The organism is Xenorhabdus stockiae, assembly GCF_002632825.1.
GTDB lineage: Bacteria > Pseudomonadota > Gammaproteobacteria > Enterobacterales > Enterobacteriaceae > Xenorhabdus > Xenorhabdus stockiae.
The window spans coordinates 16663-32889 of record NZ_NJAJ01000017.1 but is presented as its reverse complement, the minus strand read 5'-3'; the positions used below and the strand labels follow the sequence as shown (position 1 = coordinate 32889).

12 protein-coding genes are annotated in these 16227 nt (G+C 44.1%); 7 read left to right on the top strand and 5 right to left on the bottom strand.

Features of this window, described 5'->3' with window-relative positions:
- Positions 1 to 239 precede the first annotated feature (239 nt).
- On the bottom strand, positions 240 to 644 hold the full coding sequence (zapG, locus tag Xsto_RS10355; RefSeq protein WP_099125026.1) for a Z-ring associated protein ZapG: 405 nt from the start codon (positions 642 to 644) through the stop codon (positions 240 to 242).
- A 217-nt stretch (positions 645 to 861) separates the two neighbouring features.
- On the opposite strand from zapG, the gene zapE reads away from it, so the two are divergent.
- The 5 genes from zapE to sspB all read left to right on the top strand — a co-directional run bounded on the left by zapE (position 862) and on the right by sspB (position 4615).
- The gene (gene zapE, locus Xsto_RS10350) at positions 862 to 1998 is read left to right on the top strand and encodes a cell division protein ZapE (protein ID WP_099125025.1); all 1137 of its coding nucleotides are present in this window, start codon (positions 862 to 864) and stop codon (positions 1996 to 1998) included.
- A gap of 293 nt (positions 1999 to 2291) precedes the next feature.
- Positions 2292 to 2720, top strand: a complete 429-nt coding sequence (gene rplM / locus Xsto_RS10345) for a 50S ribosomal protein L13 (protein ID WP_086954482.1) — start codon at positions 2292 to 2294, stop codon at positions 2718 to 2720.
- A 15-nt stretch (positions 2721 to 2735) separates the two neighbouring features.
- Positions 2736 to 3128 (top strand): 30S ribosomal protein S9, encoded by a 393-nt coding sequence (gene rpsI, locus Xsto_RS10340; RefSeq protein WP_012990148.1) that lies wholly within the window; start codon positions 2736 to 2738, stop codon positions 3126 to 3128.
- A 359-nt stretch (positions 3129 to 3487) separates the two neighbouring features.
- Entirely contained in the window at positions 3488 to 4129 is a 642-nt protein-coding gene (gene sspA / locus Xsto_RS10335; RefSeq protein WP_086954480.1) for a stringent starvation protein SspA, read from the top strand.
- A gap of 3 nt (positions 4130 to 4132) precedes the next feature.
- Positions 4133 to 4615, top strand: a complete 483-nt coding sequence (gene sspB, locus Xsto_RS10330) for a ClpXP protease specificity-enhancing factor (protein WP_099109661.1) — start codon at positions 4133 to 4135, stop codon at positions 4613 to 4615.
- 53 nt (positions 4616 to 4668) lie between these two features.
- Here the strand turns inward: sspB and Xsto_RS10325 are convergent, their stop codons facing one another.
- From Xsto_RS10325 to gltB, 4 genes are all read right to left on the bottom strand, one after another.
- On the bottom strand, positions 4669 to 5178 hold the full coding sequence (locus tag Xsto_RS10325) for a hypothetical protein (RefSeq protein WP_244590375.1): 510 nt from the start codon (positions 5176 to 5178) through the stop codon (positions 4669 to 4671).
- A gap of 388 nt (positions 5179 to 5566) precedes the next feature.
- Entirely contained in the window at positions 5567 to 6076 is a 510-nt protein-coding gene (locus Xsto_RS10320; RefSeq protein WP_241537923.1) for a hypothetical protein, read from the bottom strand.
- Positions 6077 to 6445: 369 nt separating this feature from the next.
- The gene (locus Xsto_RS10315; protein ID WP_099125024.1) at positions 6446 to 7864 is read right to left on the bottom strand and encodes an FAD-dependent oxidoreductase; all 1419 of its coding nucleotides are present in this window, start codon (positions 7862 to 7864) and stop codon (positions 6446 to 6448) included.
- Between the two features lie 9 nt (positions 7865 to 7873).
- Positions 7874 to 12331 (bottom strand): glutamate synthase large subunit, encoded by a 4458-nt coding sequence (gene gltB / locus Xsto_RS10310; RefSeq protein WP_099125023.1) that lies wholly within the window; start codon positions 12329 to 12331, stop codon positions 7874 to 7876.
- A gap of 666 nt (positions 12332 to 12997) precedes the next feature.
- On the opposite strand from gltB, the gene arcB reads away from it, so the two are divergent.
- Both arcB and elbB read left to right on the top strand, forming a co-directional pair.
- A complete protein-coding gene (gene arcB, locus Xsto_RS10305; protein ID WP_099125022.1) occupies positions 12998 to 15337 on the top strand; it encodes an aerobic respiration two-component sensor histidine kinase ArcB in 2340 nt (779 codons plus the stop codon).
- A 236-nt stretch (positions 15338 to 15573) separates the two neighbouring features.
- Positions 15574 to 16227 carry an isoprenoid biosynthesis glyoxalase ElbB gene (gene elbB, locus Xsto_RS10300; protein ID WP_099109665.1) on the top strand — a complete coding sequence of 218 codons (654 nt, stop codon included), beginning with the start codon at positions 15574 to 15576 and terminating at the stop codon, positions 16225 to 16227.

Genomic DNA, 16227 nt, shown 5'->3' with positions numbered 1-16227 from the left:
ATCGTACTTAAAGCCCCGAACCGACAAGGGAATTCCGTTTTTCTGAGAAACTACACTCATCAGAACAGGTTTCAAGCATAATTGTTTCGTTGCAGTTATGACTACCAAGTATTCAGCAAAGTTCACTAATAATGTCGTTTTGTCGAATGTCTTTACAGGGATTTACCTGAAAAAACATTTAAATACAGTGGGATAAATAATATTGCCGTGGGCATAAATTATGGCCACGGCGAGAAAAATTACTGTTTTTGTTCCTGAACGGGACGCAATAGCCCGGATGAACCTTCAGAATAGTCCCGTGGAGGTACATCAGTGACAATTTGATTGGTATCGTTCTTAGATTCGTTAAGACGATAATTAAAGGGATTTTCCTGCATTGGCATATCTGGCATTAATTCACTGGAACTTTTAGCCATATGTTGATACAGCTGGCGATAATCCCGGGCCATATTATCCAGCAACTCAGCGCTGCGGGCAAAATGGCTGACCAGCTCTTTGCGATATTCTTCAAGCTCTGCCCGGTTTTTCTCCAGCTCAGCCTGTGCCGCATTTTGCTGGCGCAGTTTTCGGCTGCCAAAGCGGACAGCCAATGCTCCGATGATAAAACCAACAATTAATCCTATCAGTGCGTATTCCCAAGTCATGGCAACTCCTTTCTTAACATCATAGCTACCACTATAACCGCTAATTCAGTCAGAGTGGAATATTGATTATTATTTAATTAATTTATATATCACCTGAGGTGTTAATTTTATACGAATTTGTCATGATAGGCTGTGAATTAGACCCAATGTATATACTCAATTGAAATCTATTAAGTATATATGGTGGGGATAAAAATTTTTAAGGATTACTATATTAATGTCACCGATTACACCTACGTCTCTTTACCAGACCGCACTGTCTGAAGGGCAGTATCAACCTGATGAAGTGCAGCGTAATACTGTCGCCCGTCTGGATATGATTTACCATGAGCTTGTACAGAACTTAGCCAAAAATGCGGCGCATTCAGATGGCTCCGGCGGATTAAAAAGTCTGTGGAATAAACTATTAGGGCGTTCATTAAAGGACAATATCCGTCCCGTGCAGGGACTGTATATGTGGGGTGGTGTAGGGCGGGGGAAAACATGGCTTATGGATATGTTTTTCCAGAGTTTACCGACTGAAAGGAAGCTACGCCTGCATTTCCACCGTTTTATGCTGCGGGTACACGAAGAATTAACTGAATTGCAGGGGCATGAAAATCCACTGGAAATTGTGGCTGATGGTTTCAAGGCACAGACTGATATCCTCTGCTTTGATGAATTTTTTGTTTCTGATATTACGGATGCCATGATCCTCGGCACGTTACTGGAAGCGCTGTTCAGGCGCGGAATCGCGTTAGTGGCGACATCAAATATTCCACCGGATCAACTCTACCGTAATGGCTTGCAGCGAGCCCGTTTCCTGCCGGCTATTGAACAGATCAAAAAATATTGTGATGTCATGAATGTGGATGCGGGCATCGATTACCGGCTGAGAACGCTGACTCAGGCCCATATTTACCTGACGCCGTTATCGGAAGAGAGCCGACAGGAGATGCATCAAGTGTTCCTGCGTCTGGCGGGGCGGGAAGGGGAACCAGCTCCGGTACTGGAAATTAATCATCGTGATATGCCAGCGATAAACAGTGTTGATGGTGTGCTGGCAATCAACTTTAAAACGCTGTGTGAAGATCCCCGTAGCCAGCGGGATTATATTGCGTTATCTAAGATCTACCATACCGTTTTACTGCATGATGTGCCGATCATGACCAAACTGGATGAAAGCGCTGCACGTCGATTTATTGCACTGGTTGATGAATTCTATGAGCGCCATGTGAAACTCATCATCAATGCCGAAGCCCCGATGGAAAGGATTTATCAGGGAGAATTGCTCCGTTTTGAGTATCAGCGTTGCTTGTCCCGTTTACAGGAGATGCAGAGTGAAGAATATTTACAGCGACCGCATTTACCCTGATATCTATGCTCTTTCGTCTTTCAGATTAACCCTTTGTTGGTTGTCAGACAGAGAGTTCAGAGTCAACAGTTTGGATAATTATTGAATTTGGGGTCGATTTTTTATAACGACTTCTCTATAATCTTGCGACCCCACGTTACAGCAAGATTTTTTATTTCCCAAAAAACTTGCATTAGTGCCGGCATAGGCTATTCGAAGGGGTAGGTTTGCTGGACATGAGTCGTGTGAACCTCAACAAAGTTTCTGAACCTCGAGTGTTCACCAACGTGTAACTTATAATTGGGTAAGCTTTAATGAAAACTTTTACAGCTAAACCAGAAACCGTAAAACGCGACTGGTATGTTGTTGACGCAGATGGCAAAACTCTGGGCCGTCTTGCAACTGAAATAGCTCGTCGCCTGCGCGGCAAGCACAAGGCGGAATATACTCCGCACGTTGATACTGGTGATTACATCATTATTGTTAACGCAGAGAAAGTTGCTGTAACTGGCAACAAACGTGCTGACAAAATCTATTATCACCACACTGGCCACATCGGTGGTATCAAGCAAGCGACCTTTGAAGAGATGATTGCCCGCCGTCCTGAGCGTGTCATTGAAATCGCGGTTAAAGGCATGCTGCCAAAAGGGCCTCTGGGTCGTGCAATGTACCGTAAAATGAAAGTTTACGCGGGCAGCGAGCACAACCACGCGGCACAGCAACCACAAGTTCTGGACATTTAATCGGGATTATAGGCAATGGCTGAAAATCAATACTACGGCACTGGTCGCCGCAAAAGCTCATCCGCTCGTGTCTTCATTAAGCCAGGTAGCGGTAACATCGTAATCAACCAACGCAGCCTCGAAGTTTACTTCGGTCGTGAAACTGCGCGCATGGTTGTTCGTCAGCCACTTGAGCTGGTTGACATGCTGGGCAAACTGGATCTGTACATCACTGTTAAAGGTGGTGGTATCTCTGGTCAGGCAGGCGCAATCCGTCACGGTATCACCCGTGCACTGATGGCTTATGACGAGACTCTGCGTTCTGATCTTCGCAAAGCTGGCTTCGTTACTCGCGATGCTCGTGAAGTTGAACGTAAAAAAGTGGGTCTGCGCAAAGCACGTCGTCGTCCACAGTTCTCCAAGCGTTAATTTTTTGTCACTACGGTGGCATTGGATTAATGTTGAAACCCGCCATGTTTATGGCGGGTTTTTTATTGCCGGGTTTTATTTCCTTAGTGAATACGCTTTTTTTGCAGAAAAAAAAGCATATTGCAGAGATAATTCCCTGAACTCCGATATATCATCATTAATTCTCAATCTACTTCCCCACAAAATGTTCAAAATCTGGTAGACTAGTGACAATTTTTTGCCTTATCCATGAGTTTGCCTGACTTGTCTTAATAATCCTCGGATAATAAGTGCGAAACCGGATGAGAATATGAGCGAGAATAGCCATTGTTCATTGAAGGGCTGTTCGTTCCTTTTTTTAGATAAACTTGGAGGTTTTCATGGCTGTCGCTGCCAACAAACGTTCGGTAATGACTCTGTTTTCCGGCCCGACCGACATTTTTAGCCATCAAGTGCGAATTGTACTGGCGGAAAAAGGGGTCAGCGTTGAGATAGAACACGTTGAAGCAGGCAATTTGCCTCAGGATCTGATTGATCTGAACCCTTATCAAACGGTTCCTACCCTCGTAGATCGTGAGCTGACTCTTTATGATTCTCGCATCATAATGGAATATCTGGATGAGCGTTTCCCGCATCCACCGCTCATGCCTGTATACCCTGTTGCACGTGGCTCCAGTCGTCTGATGATGCACCGAATTGAAAAAGACTGGTATTCCCTGATGTATAAAATTCAGGAAGGAAGTGCTCAGGAAGCTAATGCTGCGCGGAAACGCCTTGCTGAAGAGTTGCTGGCAATCGCACCGATTTTCAGAGAAATGCCTTTCTTCATGAGTGATGAATTCAGTCTGGTTGACTGCTATCTTTCTCCGTTGTTATGGCGTTTGCCTGTGCTGGGCGTTGAGCTGTCTGGCCCGGGAGCCAAAGATCTTCAGGTTTATATGCAGCGTGTATTTGAACGTGACGCATTTCTGGCTTCATTGACAGAAGCAGAGCGTGAAATACGTTTACAGTCACGGGGTTAATGTATGGATATGACTCAAATGTCTCCCCGCCGCCCTTATTTACTGCGGGCACACTATGAGTGGCTGCTGGATAATGATTTGACTCCGCATATCGTTGTGGATGTGACTCAATATGGTGTCAACGTCCCGATGGAATATGCGCAGAATGGACAGATAATCCTGAATATTGCTCCACGGGCGGTTGGTAATCTGGAATTGGCTGATGACGAAGTTCGTTTTAATGCCCGTTTTGGTGGTGTCGCGCGTCAGGTATCTGTTCCTATGTCTGCTGTAATTGCGGTTTATGCCCGTGAAAACGGTGCCGGGATGATGTTTGAGCCAGAAATCGCCTATGAAACAGACTCAGAGTTGGAAGTTTCAGAGTCTCCGGTAGCCGATAATCTGGTATTGATTCGTGATATGAAAACATCTCATGATGATAACCCGCCGGATGATGAGCCACCTCAGCCTCCAAAAGGTCGTCCGACGTTACGTGTTGTAAAATAAAGCGTTATAAAGGTAATACGAAAAAATAGAGGAGATAATTTCTCCTCTATTTTTTATAAAAATGCAGCATAAGATTTATTTAACGCGAACTGACACAATTCTATATTTTCTTCATCTTTTCTACTTGCTGATGTTTTGGCTTTCTTTAAGCTTACAACGACATCCAGAAAAAATTTTTCTTTGCTTTGTGTTCCTATTAGCGTTGATGGAATATTGCAGATGTTATTGGTTGACGATGGCTGATATTTATCTGCCATTGCTAAAACTTCAATCGGATTATTAATTAGAGCAAAGGATAATGAATTAAAGATCTGGTTGGAAAAATCGTGGTGGATGTTAGGAACTAATTGAAAAGCGACTTCTAACCACTCAGTCTCTCCGGTAGTAATAAAGTCAGCGATTTCTTCTCTTTTTCTTCTCTCACCAATCTCAGCAACAACAGAATTTACACCCCTCTCCTTCACCTGTTGAATAATTTCTTTTGGTGTAGATAAACCGGCGACAGAAGGTGAACTAATCAAGAATATGAAAGAGAGCAGGGATATTTTAGTTAGTAAACGCATTTATCTCTCCCAATTATTATATCCATAGTTTTCAATTTACGGCTTTGTTTGCTGCACGTTGAAATCCACAGGGTATATCATGTAATGAATTTTTAATTGGTTATTATTTAATGTTGTTATATGTATTTTACTTAAAAGTATTAGGGTCAAATCTGTAATTTACGTATGAAATATTATCTTATTTCACTCATACCCTATTTTCTGAAATCTTTCTTTAAGAAAAATCTTTATATGTTGAGTTGGAAATTAGCTTTTAAAGACGTAGGAGATTATTTGAAGATATTTTTCTTTCTAAAACAGGAGAATAATTAGGATTGAAACTAAACTCAGCTTCAATCACTTTTATAAAGATGGGGAGAAAAAAGTAGGTTAACCAATTGGGAGTATTTTAAAAATATCTAGGATATACTTGGTTCAACTTCAAAATACACCTTTCTATATTTTCTTTATCTTTTCTTTTTGCGGATTTTTCAGCGCTCTTTAAACTCGCAACTATGCCTTTGATAAGTTTATGCTTGTTTTTCTCTGCTATAACTGTCAATGAAAGATCACAGATGTTATTTGTTAAGCTAGGCCTGTATTTGTTGGCCTGAGCTAAGACTTCAACCGGGTTATTGAGCAGAGCAAGTGATAAGGAGTCAAAGATCTGATTGGAGAATTCCCGATGGGTATTGGGAGTCAACCGAAAAGCAACTTCTAGCCATTCAGGATCTCCGGTAGCAATAAGTTTAGCAATTTCATTTCTTTTATTTCTTTCACCTATTTCAGCAACAGTGGAATTCACTCCCCTTTCTGTAATTTGCTGAATAATCTCCTTTGGCGTGGATAAACCGGCGATAGAAGAAAAACTAATCAAGAGTACGAAAGAAAACAGGGATGTTTTAGTTAATAAACGCATTTATTTCTCTCTGTTATTATATCTTCCGGATTTCAATTGAGCGCTTTACCTTCTGCCCCCAGAAATCCTGTTCAATTAATTATTATGTAATCGGCTTGAGATAGCAGATGTTAAATCTGTTGTTTTTGTAATAAACGGAATTTTATTTCATGGGTACACTGTATTCCTGAGGTTTTTTTAGGAAAAATATTTATTTGGTAATTTTCAGGATATTAAATTTAAATATTTGTTTTTGGGATATAGGAATAATCGCATAATGTAAAAAAACATAATCATTATGGTAGTAAAAAGATAATGATGCGAGTATCGATTATTTGGCAGGAGTTTCTCCGGCCAAAAGACCGGAGAAGAGTTCAGGAGAAAATGGAATTAGACTTCAAGGTAGTCGAGAATACCGGAGGCAGCTTTTCTGCCTTCGGCAATGGCAGTAACGACTAGGTCTGAGCCTCGAACAGCATCCCCGCCAGCGAAGATTTTAGGGTTACTGGTCTGAAAGGGTAAAATACTGGATTCGGGAGCGATAATACGTCCTTGTCGGTCAAGATTGATCTGATGGTCATCCAGCCATGTCATGGAATGTGGCTTGAAGCCAAATGCCATAATGACTGCGTCAGCATTAATGACAAACTCCGAATCGGGGATAAGTTCCGCCTGACGACGTCCTTTTTCATCCATTTCGCCTAATTGCGTCTGAGCCATTTTGACCCCATTAACATGCCCGTTATGATTGATTTCAACGCTGATAGGTTGAAGATTGAACTGGAAATCGACGCCTTCTTCCCGGGCGTTCTTCACTTCGCGGCGGGAACCCGGCATATTCTCTTCATCCCGTCGGTAGGCGCAAATCACATGACTTGCTCCCTGACGAACCGCAGTACGTACGCAATCCATCGCAGTATCACCACCACCTAAAACCAGAACCCGCTTACCTTTCATATCAATATAAGGCTGCTCTGGTGATTCTTCATAGCCCATTAACTGGCGAGTGTTGGCAATGAGAAAGGGCAGGGCATCATATACTCCGTTGGCATTTTCATTTTCCAGACCGGCATGAATAGACTGATAAGTCCCGACTCCCAAAAAAACGGCATCAAATTGCTTTGTGAGTTCAGCAAGAGCAACATCTTTACCTATCTCCGTGTTTAAGCAGAACTCGATACCCATTCCGGCGAAAATTTCACGGCGGCGGCTCATCACTTCTTTTTCCAGTTTGAATGCTGGGATCCCAAACGTCAGTAAACCGCCAATTTCAGGATGACGATCATAAACGACAGCCTGTACCCCATTGCGGGCCAGAACATCAGCACAGGCCAATCCGGCCGGGCCTGCTCCAATGACAGCCACCCGTTTATCGGTCGGGATCACCTGTGACATATCAGGCGTCCAGCCCATGGCAATGGCGGTATCATTGATATAGCGCTCAATATTGCCGATGGTCACAGCGCCAAAATCGTCATTCAGCGTACAGGCACCTTCACACAGACGATCCTGCGGACAAACCCGCCCACAGACTTCCGGCAGGCTGTTGGTCTGATGAGATAGCTCTGCGGCTTCAATAATGCGTCCTTCATTGGCTAATTTCAGCCAGTTCGGAATATAGTTATGTACCGGGCATTTCCACTCACAGTAAGGATTACCACAGTCAAGGCATCGATCTGCCTGAGCTTCTGCCTGAATTTCAGAGAAAGGTTCGTAAATCTCCACAAATTCTATTTTGCGGACTTTCAGCGCTTTTTTTGGAGGATCGACACGCTGTAGATCGATAAACTGATAAACATTCTGACTCATTCCTGACTCCTACTGTGCCTGAACCCGTAATTCTGCGCTGGAACGGCTACGATGCCCCAGCAGCGCGTTGACATCACTGGATTTAGGCTTAACCAGTGCGAATTTATTGACCCACTGTGACCAGTTTTCCAGAATGCTTTCACCATGTGGGGAGCTGGTCAGACGAACGTGTTCAGTGATTAATCCGCGCAGATGTTCTTTATGAATGGCAAGGGTATCGATTGAGAGAACTTCGACTAATTCTGGATTAACCCGTTTGCGGAAATCATCGGATTCATCGAGAACATAAGCGAATCCTCCGGTCATGCCTGCGCCGAAGTTGACGCCAGTGCCACCCAGCACGCAGACTATCCCGCCGGTCATATATTCACAGCCATTATCGCCGATACCTTCAACCACAGTGATGGAGCCTGAATTTCTTACGGCAAAGCGCTCACCGGCACGACCTGCTGCAAAGAGTTTTCCACCGGTTGCCCCATAAAGGCAGGTATTGCCAATAATAGTCGCTTCATTACTTTTGAATGCTGAACCAACCGGAGGCAGGATAACAATTCTTCCACCAGCCATACCCTTGCCGACGTAGTCATTGGCATCGCCGGTGAGTGTAAGTTCAACCCCGCCAGCATTCCAGACGCCAAAACTTTGCCCGGCTGTTCCTGAAAAATGCAGTTTTATGGGATTACCAGCCAATCCCTGATCACCGTGCATGGTTGCTATGATGCCGGATAATGCTGCACCGACGGAACGGTCCGTATTCTGGATATCGAAATAGAATGATTTACTCTGCGATTTTTCTACGTAAGGCAGAGCCTGTTTGACAATCGCTTTATTCAGAATTCCCGGATCAAAAGACGGATTATCTTCTGTACAGTGTTGTTCCTTGCCTTCGTGGGGCTGCACGGTTTCCAGCAGAGGCGCAAGATTAAGTTTACTTTGTTTAGCAGAGATACCTTCCAGTATTTCAAGTAAGTCTGTGCGGCCAATTATATCTGTTAGTTTACGGACTCCCAGTTGCGCCAGAATTTCACGCGTTTCCTGCGCAATAAAATGGAAGTAATTAATCACTCTTTCCGGCAGGCCGTGATAATGGGACTGGCGCAGTTTCTCATCCTGCGTTGCCACACCGGTAGCACAATTATTGAGGTGGCAGATCCTCAGATATTTACAGCCGAGGGCGACCATCGGCCCTGTGCCAAAGCCAAAACTTTCCGCACCTAAAATAGCAGCCTTAATAATATCGACTCCGGTTTTTAAACCGCCATCAACCTGAAGGCGGATTTTATGGCGTAGGCCATTTGCAACCAGAGCCTGCTGGGTTTCTACCAGACCAAGTTCCCAGGGACAGCCGGCATATTTAACTGAGGAGAGAGGACTTGCACCTGTTCCGCCGTCATAACCGGCGATAGTGATAAGATCTGCATAGGCTTTTGCTACCCCGGTGGCAATCGTTCCTACTCCCGGCTCAGAAACCAGCTTAACGGAAATCAGTGCTCTGGGGTTGATTTGTTTCAGGTCGAAAATTAACTGAGCTAAATCTTCGATAGAATAAATATCATGATGCGGTGGTGGTGAAATAAGTGTTACACCGGGGATTGAGTAACGTAGTCTGGCTATATAAGGCGTGACTTTATCCCCCGGTAATTGCCCGCCTTCTCCGGGTTTTGCTCCCTGAGCAATTTTAATCTGAATCACATCGGCACTACTTAGGTAAGCCGGTGTAACACCAAAGCGTCCGGAGGCAACTTGCTTAATGCGGGAGACTTTTTTCGTGCCATAACGGGCAGGATCTTCTCCGCCTTCCCCTGAATTGGAGAAACCACCCAATGTATTCATTGCTTCAGCCAGCGCCTCATGAGCCTCGGGACTCAGAGCGCCAATTGACATGGCGGCGGTATCAAAACGCTTAAACAGTTCCTCTGCGGATTCGACGTCTTCAATGGGAACGGGTTCACCTTTTGGTGAGATAGCCAGTAAATCGCGCAGTGTCGTTACCGGACGACCATTGACGAGTTGTGAGTATTTTTGGTAATCGCTGTAATTACCGCTGTGAACGGCTGCTTGCAACGTGCTGACAACATCAGGGTTATACGCATGATACTCTCCGTCGTGGACATATTTCAGCAGCCCTCCCTGCTCGATAGTATGACGGTGCAACCAGGCCCGTTTGGAGAGATTATGCAGATCCTGCTCAAAATCACTGAAATCAGCCCCTTCAATACGGCTGACGACACCATTGAAGCAAAGTTCTGTGACTTCGGAATGCAAACCGACGGCTTCAAACAATTTAGAGCAACGATAGGAGGATATTGTGGAAATCCCCATTTTGGACATGATCTTATATAGCCCCTTATTGATGCCATTACGATAATTCAGCATCACGCGGGCGTATGGGGTTGTGAGCGTGCCGTCATCGATCATTTTGCCTAAGGATTCGTACGCCAGATAAGGGTAAACAGCGGTAGCCCCAAATCCAAGCAGTACGGCAAAATGGTGAGGATCGCGGGCACTGGCCGTTTCGACTATCAGGTTGGCATCGCAACGCAGGCTTTTTTCTACCAGACAATGCTGGATGGCCCCAACAGCCATGGGTGCAGGGATCGGTAATTTTTCAGGAGAAATATGACGGTCAGACAACACCAGTAAGACGGCACCATCACGGACAAGTTTTTCGGCCTGTTCGCACAGGGCTGAGACGGCATTTTTGAGAGTGCTCTCCTGTGGATTAAAGGTTAAATCCAGCGTTTCTGCCCGGTAATAAGATTCCTGCTGCTTTGTCAGTTGCACAAAATCAGGGTAAAGCAGTACCGGCGATTCGAAACTCAGGCGGTGAGCCTGACCTTCTGCTTCACAAAAGACGTTCATTTCCCTGCCGATGCGGGTGGAGAGCGACATGACATGGGATTCACGCAGCGGATCAATAGGAGGGTTGGTGACCTGAGCAAATTGCTGGCGGAAATAGTCATAGATAATGCGTGGTCGGCTGGAAAGGACGGCAAACGGGGTGTCATCGCCCATTGATCCGGTTGCCTCCTGACCATTCTCACCGAGTACGCGGATAATCTGATCCAGCTCTTCATTACTGTAAGCAAACTGTTTGTGATAGGTTGCCAGCATACGATCATCCAGATCTCGCTTGCCAACCTGCGCTTCCGGTAATTTTTCGAATGGTGTCAGGTGCCTGACATTTTTTTCCAGCCACTCTTTATAAGGATGGCGATTTTTTAAATCGTTATCTGTTTCCGCAGAGTGCAGAATCCGGCCTTTTCGGGTGTCGATCACCATTAATTCGCCTGGCCCGACCCGCCCTTTCTCTACGACTTCATCGGGCTGATAATCCCATATTCCCACTTCTGAAGCACAGGTAATCAGTTTATCCTTAGTAATCACATAACGGGCCGGACGTAAACCGTTGCGGTCAAGGTTACAAGCTGCATAACGCCCGTCAGAAATAACAATACCGGCAGGGCCATCCCATGGCTCCATATGCATGGAGTTAAAATCAAAAAAGGCGCGCAGATCATCATCCATATCGGGATTGTTCTGCCATGCTGGCGGGACAAGTAAACGCATTGCGCGGATTAAATCCATCCCTCCGTTGAGAAACAGCTCCAGCATGTTATCCAGTGAGCTGGAATCGGAGCCGGTTTCATTGACAAAAGGAGCCGCCGTTTGTAAATCGGGGATCAAAGGAGTACGAAACTTGTAAGCTCTTGCTCTTGCCCACTCGCGGTTGCCGGTGATGGTATTGATTTCTCCATTGTGAGCCAGATAGCGGAACGGCTGAGCCAGCGGCCAGCGGGGAACGGTGTTAGTTGAAAACCGCTGGTGGAACAGGCAGATCGCAGATTCCATCCGCAAATCGGCTAAATCCGGATAGAAGCGTGGTAAATCAGCCGCCATACATAGCCCTTTATAAATAGTGACTACATTGGAAAGGCTGCAAACATAAAAATCTTCATCAGTAATACGTTTTTCCACGCGCCGCCGGACAATGAACAGCCTGCGCTCTAAATCCTGCGATCGCCATCCGGCTGGGGCGTTGACAAAAACCTGTTCAATACGGGGAAGGCTCGACAGGGCGATATTACCCAAAATATCCTGATTGGTGGGGACTTCCCGCCATCCAGCGATAGACAGGGTTTCATGTTCTAACTCCTGCTCAATAATATTGCGGCATGCCTGAGCGATTTGGCTATCCTGACTCAAAAACAGCATACCGACGGCGTAGTTTTTTGCCAGTCGCCACGATTGTTCATGAGCGAGCATCTGGAAAAAACGGTCAGGTTTTTGCATTAATAAACCACAGCCGTCGCCGGTTTTCCCGTCTGCCAGAATAGCTCCCCGATGTTGCATTCTGGCTAATGCATGTATCGCTGTACGCACTACTTTATGGCTTGGTTCTCCTTCAATATGTGCGATTAGCCCAAAGCCACAGTTATCTTTTTCCTGTAATTTGTCATACAACATGGTAAATCCCTCAAGTTCTGTCCGACTCTCACATCAATTACGTGATGATATAAATCATTATTTCTACAGGCGTCTGAATTGCGCCCTCAGTCAAATATTGCTTGTCTTATCGGCAGTACCATTTACCGCTAATAACAGACAGCAAAATGATGTTGTGTTTCTGTATAAGGGTACTGCATAAATATGAGCTAGCTAAAAAACTAGCAGGTGATTTTCAGTGAATTCCCAACTTAGCGAGAAAAATAAAGTAGGTCAAATTGTGTCTAAAGGTGTTTTTAGCCATGATGATGAGGTTAATTAATTGAATATATGTAATATATTCGTTAATAATCCGTTTTGTGACCTGTGTCATGACTTGGATATGATGTGATTTATATCACCATTCTACACCTAAAGTGCGTTTTAAATGTGCTTTAAAATTGTGTTTTATTGGTTTATTAATCTTTTTTTATTGCTTTTTTAAGAATGTAGTTATGTATTTTATGTTTGTTAAGTATAAATTATTGTTTGTTTTTTAATCTTTTGTGGGTAATTAAATTCAGAATTGATTTATTATTCTGTTTTTATGCTTTTTTATTCTTTTTGGGAATTGGAAATAATATCCCCTAACGAAGTCAGGCTTTTTTTAAGCTATGATGCAATCTGGTGATTTTACTTGGAGCTGTTATGAAGTTTATCAGGGGGCTTGCCCAATATTACGTTGATTTAATGATGAAACTCGGGCTTGTGCGTTTTTCATTACTACTGGCGTCTGTTCTGGTAATTCTGGCAATGACGATGCAAATGGCCGTCACTTTCGTCTTGCATGGGGAAGTGCAGCGTATTGATTTAATCCGTTCTATTTTCTTTGGTTTATTAATTACACCATGGGCTGTCTATTTTCTCTCTATTGTTGTGGAACAGCTAGAAGAGTCACGCCAGCGTTTATCCAGTCTGGTGGCAAAGCTGGAGGAAATGCGCCAGCGTGATGCCAAACTGAATCAACAGCTAAAAGACAATATTACCCAACTGAATCAGGAAATCAGTGAAAGAGAAAAAGCGGAACAGGCGCATCTGGTTCTGCTGGATAAATTGAAATTAGAAATGGAGCATCGTGAAAAAACACAGATTGAACTTGAACAACAATCCGTTCTGTTACGTTCGTTTCTTGATGCTTCGCCTGATCTGGTTTATTACCGCAACGAAGACAATGAATTTTCCGGTTGTAACCGCGCAATGGAGTTGCTGACCGGTAAAAGTGAAAAGCAGCTGATTGGCCTGACACCGACAGAAGTCTACGATAAAGAAATTGCCAACAAGGTAATGGAGACGGATGAAAAAGTTTTTCGGCACAATGTCTCACTGACCTATGAGCAGTGGCTGGTTTATCCTGATGGGCGAAAGTCCTGTTTTGAGCTGAGAAAAGTGCCTTTTTATGATCGTATCGGCAAGAGGCATGGTCTGATGGGATTCGGTCGCGATATAACCGAGCGTAAACGCTATCAGGATGCACTGGAGAATGCCAGCAGGGACAAAACTACTTTTATCTCTACGATTAGCCATGAGCTTCGTACGCCTTTAAATGGCATTGTCGGTTTAAGCCGTATTCTGATGGATACTAACCTGACACCAGAACAGGGCAACTACCTGAAAACAATACATGTCAGCGCAATCACGTTGGGTAATATTTTCAATGACATCATTGAGTTGGATAAGATTGAACGCCGAAAAGTCCAGCTCGACAGCCAGCCCATTGATTTTACCAGTTTTATAGCGGATTTGGAGAACATATCCGGATTACTGGCGCAGCCAAAAGGTATCCGTTTTGTATTGGAACCTGAGCTGCCACTACCGGCCAGAATATTGGCTGATGGAACCCGCCTGCGCCAGATCCTATGGAATTTAATTGGTAATGCGGTGAAGTTTTCCCAGAAAGGGGAGATCAAAGTTCGTATCTGGCGTGAAAAAGGGGATCGCCTGCTGTTTGAAGTGACTGATTCTGGTATTGGCATCCCGGCTGATGAATTAGAAAAAATCTTCGCCATGTATTATCAGGTCAGAGACAGTGCTGGTGGTCGTCCGGCAACAGGAACAGGGATCGGCCTGGCAGTATCGAAACGGCTTGCACAGGCTATGGGTGGCGATATCACAGTTAATAGTATAGTCGGAAAAGGCTCTTGTTTTACTTTATCTATCATCGCTCCTGCGATTGATGAAAACCCGGAAGGGACGGAAGAAGAAGACGCATTGCCATTACCAGCCCTGAATATTCTATTGGTTGAGGATATTGAACTGAATGTGATTGTTGCCCGTTCTGTTCTGGAGAAACTGGGTAATAGTGTGGATGTGGCCATGACTGGCGGCGATGCTCTGGATATGTTTGATCCTGATGAATATGATCTGGTGCTGCTTGATATTCAGTTACCGGATATGACGGGTCTGGATGTTGCCCGCGAATTACATCAACGTTACCCGAATCACACGCTTCCTCCTCTGATCGCTCTGACTGCCAATGTATTGAAAGATAAAAAAGAATATCTTGATGCAGGCATGGATGAAGTACTCAGTAAGCCGCTTTCTGTTAAGGAACTGACTGCGGTAATGGAAAAATTCTGGGGTAAGTCAACGGAGGCTGGAACTGTATTACCGGAATTCATTGAGCCGAAGAAAGAGGAAGAGTTACTCGATACTGAGATGCTTAACCAGTATATCGATTTGGTCGGGCCGCAAATGGTCATCGATAACCTGACCATTTTTGAGGACATGATGCCAGGCTACCTTGCCCTATTGGACTCAAATATGACGGCGAGAGACCAAAAAGGGATTGTAGAAGAGGCTCATAAAATTAAAGGCGCTGCTGGCTCTGTCGGATTACGTCATCTGCAACAGTTAGCACAGCAGATCCAGTCACCGGATTTACCCGCGTGGTGGGATAACGTACAAGAGTGGGTAGATGAGTTAAATCTGGAATGGAAAAATGATACGGAAACATTAAGAAACTGGTTAACGGGCGCTACAAAAAAATAACCCCAACCGAAGTTGGGGTGCGCGAATACTGCGCCAACACCAGGGAAACTTGTTTACCCGCTAATCTAAGATTTTTTTTAGGCGCGAGTAATTTGAGAATTCTTTCACACAGAACACAAGTACCAACATAGCAAAGATAAGATTTTTTGTTACAAGATTCATTAAAATCTGTGATGAAGATTGGTGTTTAACCCTCTAAGGGGTTAAGCATTAATCTACTACAAATGGAGATAAATATGAAATCTGTTGCAGTGATATTAAGTGGATGTGGGGTCTATGACGGGAGTGAAATCCATGAATCAGTCCTAACTATGCTCTCTTTGAGCCGTTTAGGCGCTGAAGTGTCTTTTTTTTCTCCAGATGAGTCACAACATCATGTAATTAATCATCTTAATGGAGAGGAAAAACAAGAAATACGTCACATAATGGAAGAATCATCCCGCATAACAAGAGGTAATATTCAGCCATTATCTGAAATTAATGCCGATACATTGGATGCACTTATCGTTCCCGGAGGTTTTGGCGCAGCTAAAAATTTAAGTAATTTCGCATTTAAAGGATTTGAGTGTGAAATAAATAAAGAATTTTTTAGTATTGTTCAGGATATGCACAAAAAAGGTAAGCCAATGGGGTTTATGTGTATTGCTCCTGTGATGGTGCCTAAAATATTAGGCGAATCGATAAAAGTCACTATAGGTAATGATCCTGAAACGGTATCACAGATAGAGAAAATGGGCGGGATTCATGTTGAATGTCCGGTTGACGACATTGTTATTGATTTTGAAAACAAAATTGTAACAACCCCAGCATATATGCTGGCTCAATCCTTGTCTGAGGCTGAAATAGGGATCGATAAATTAGTCAGAAAAATATTGGAAATGATTGAGTAA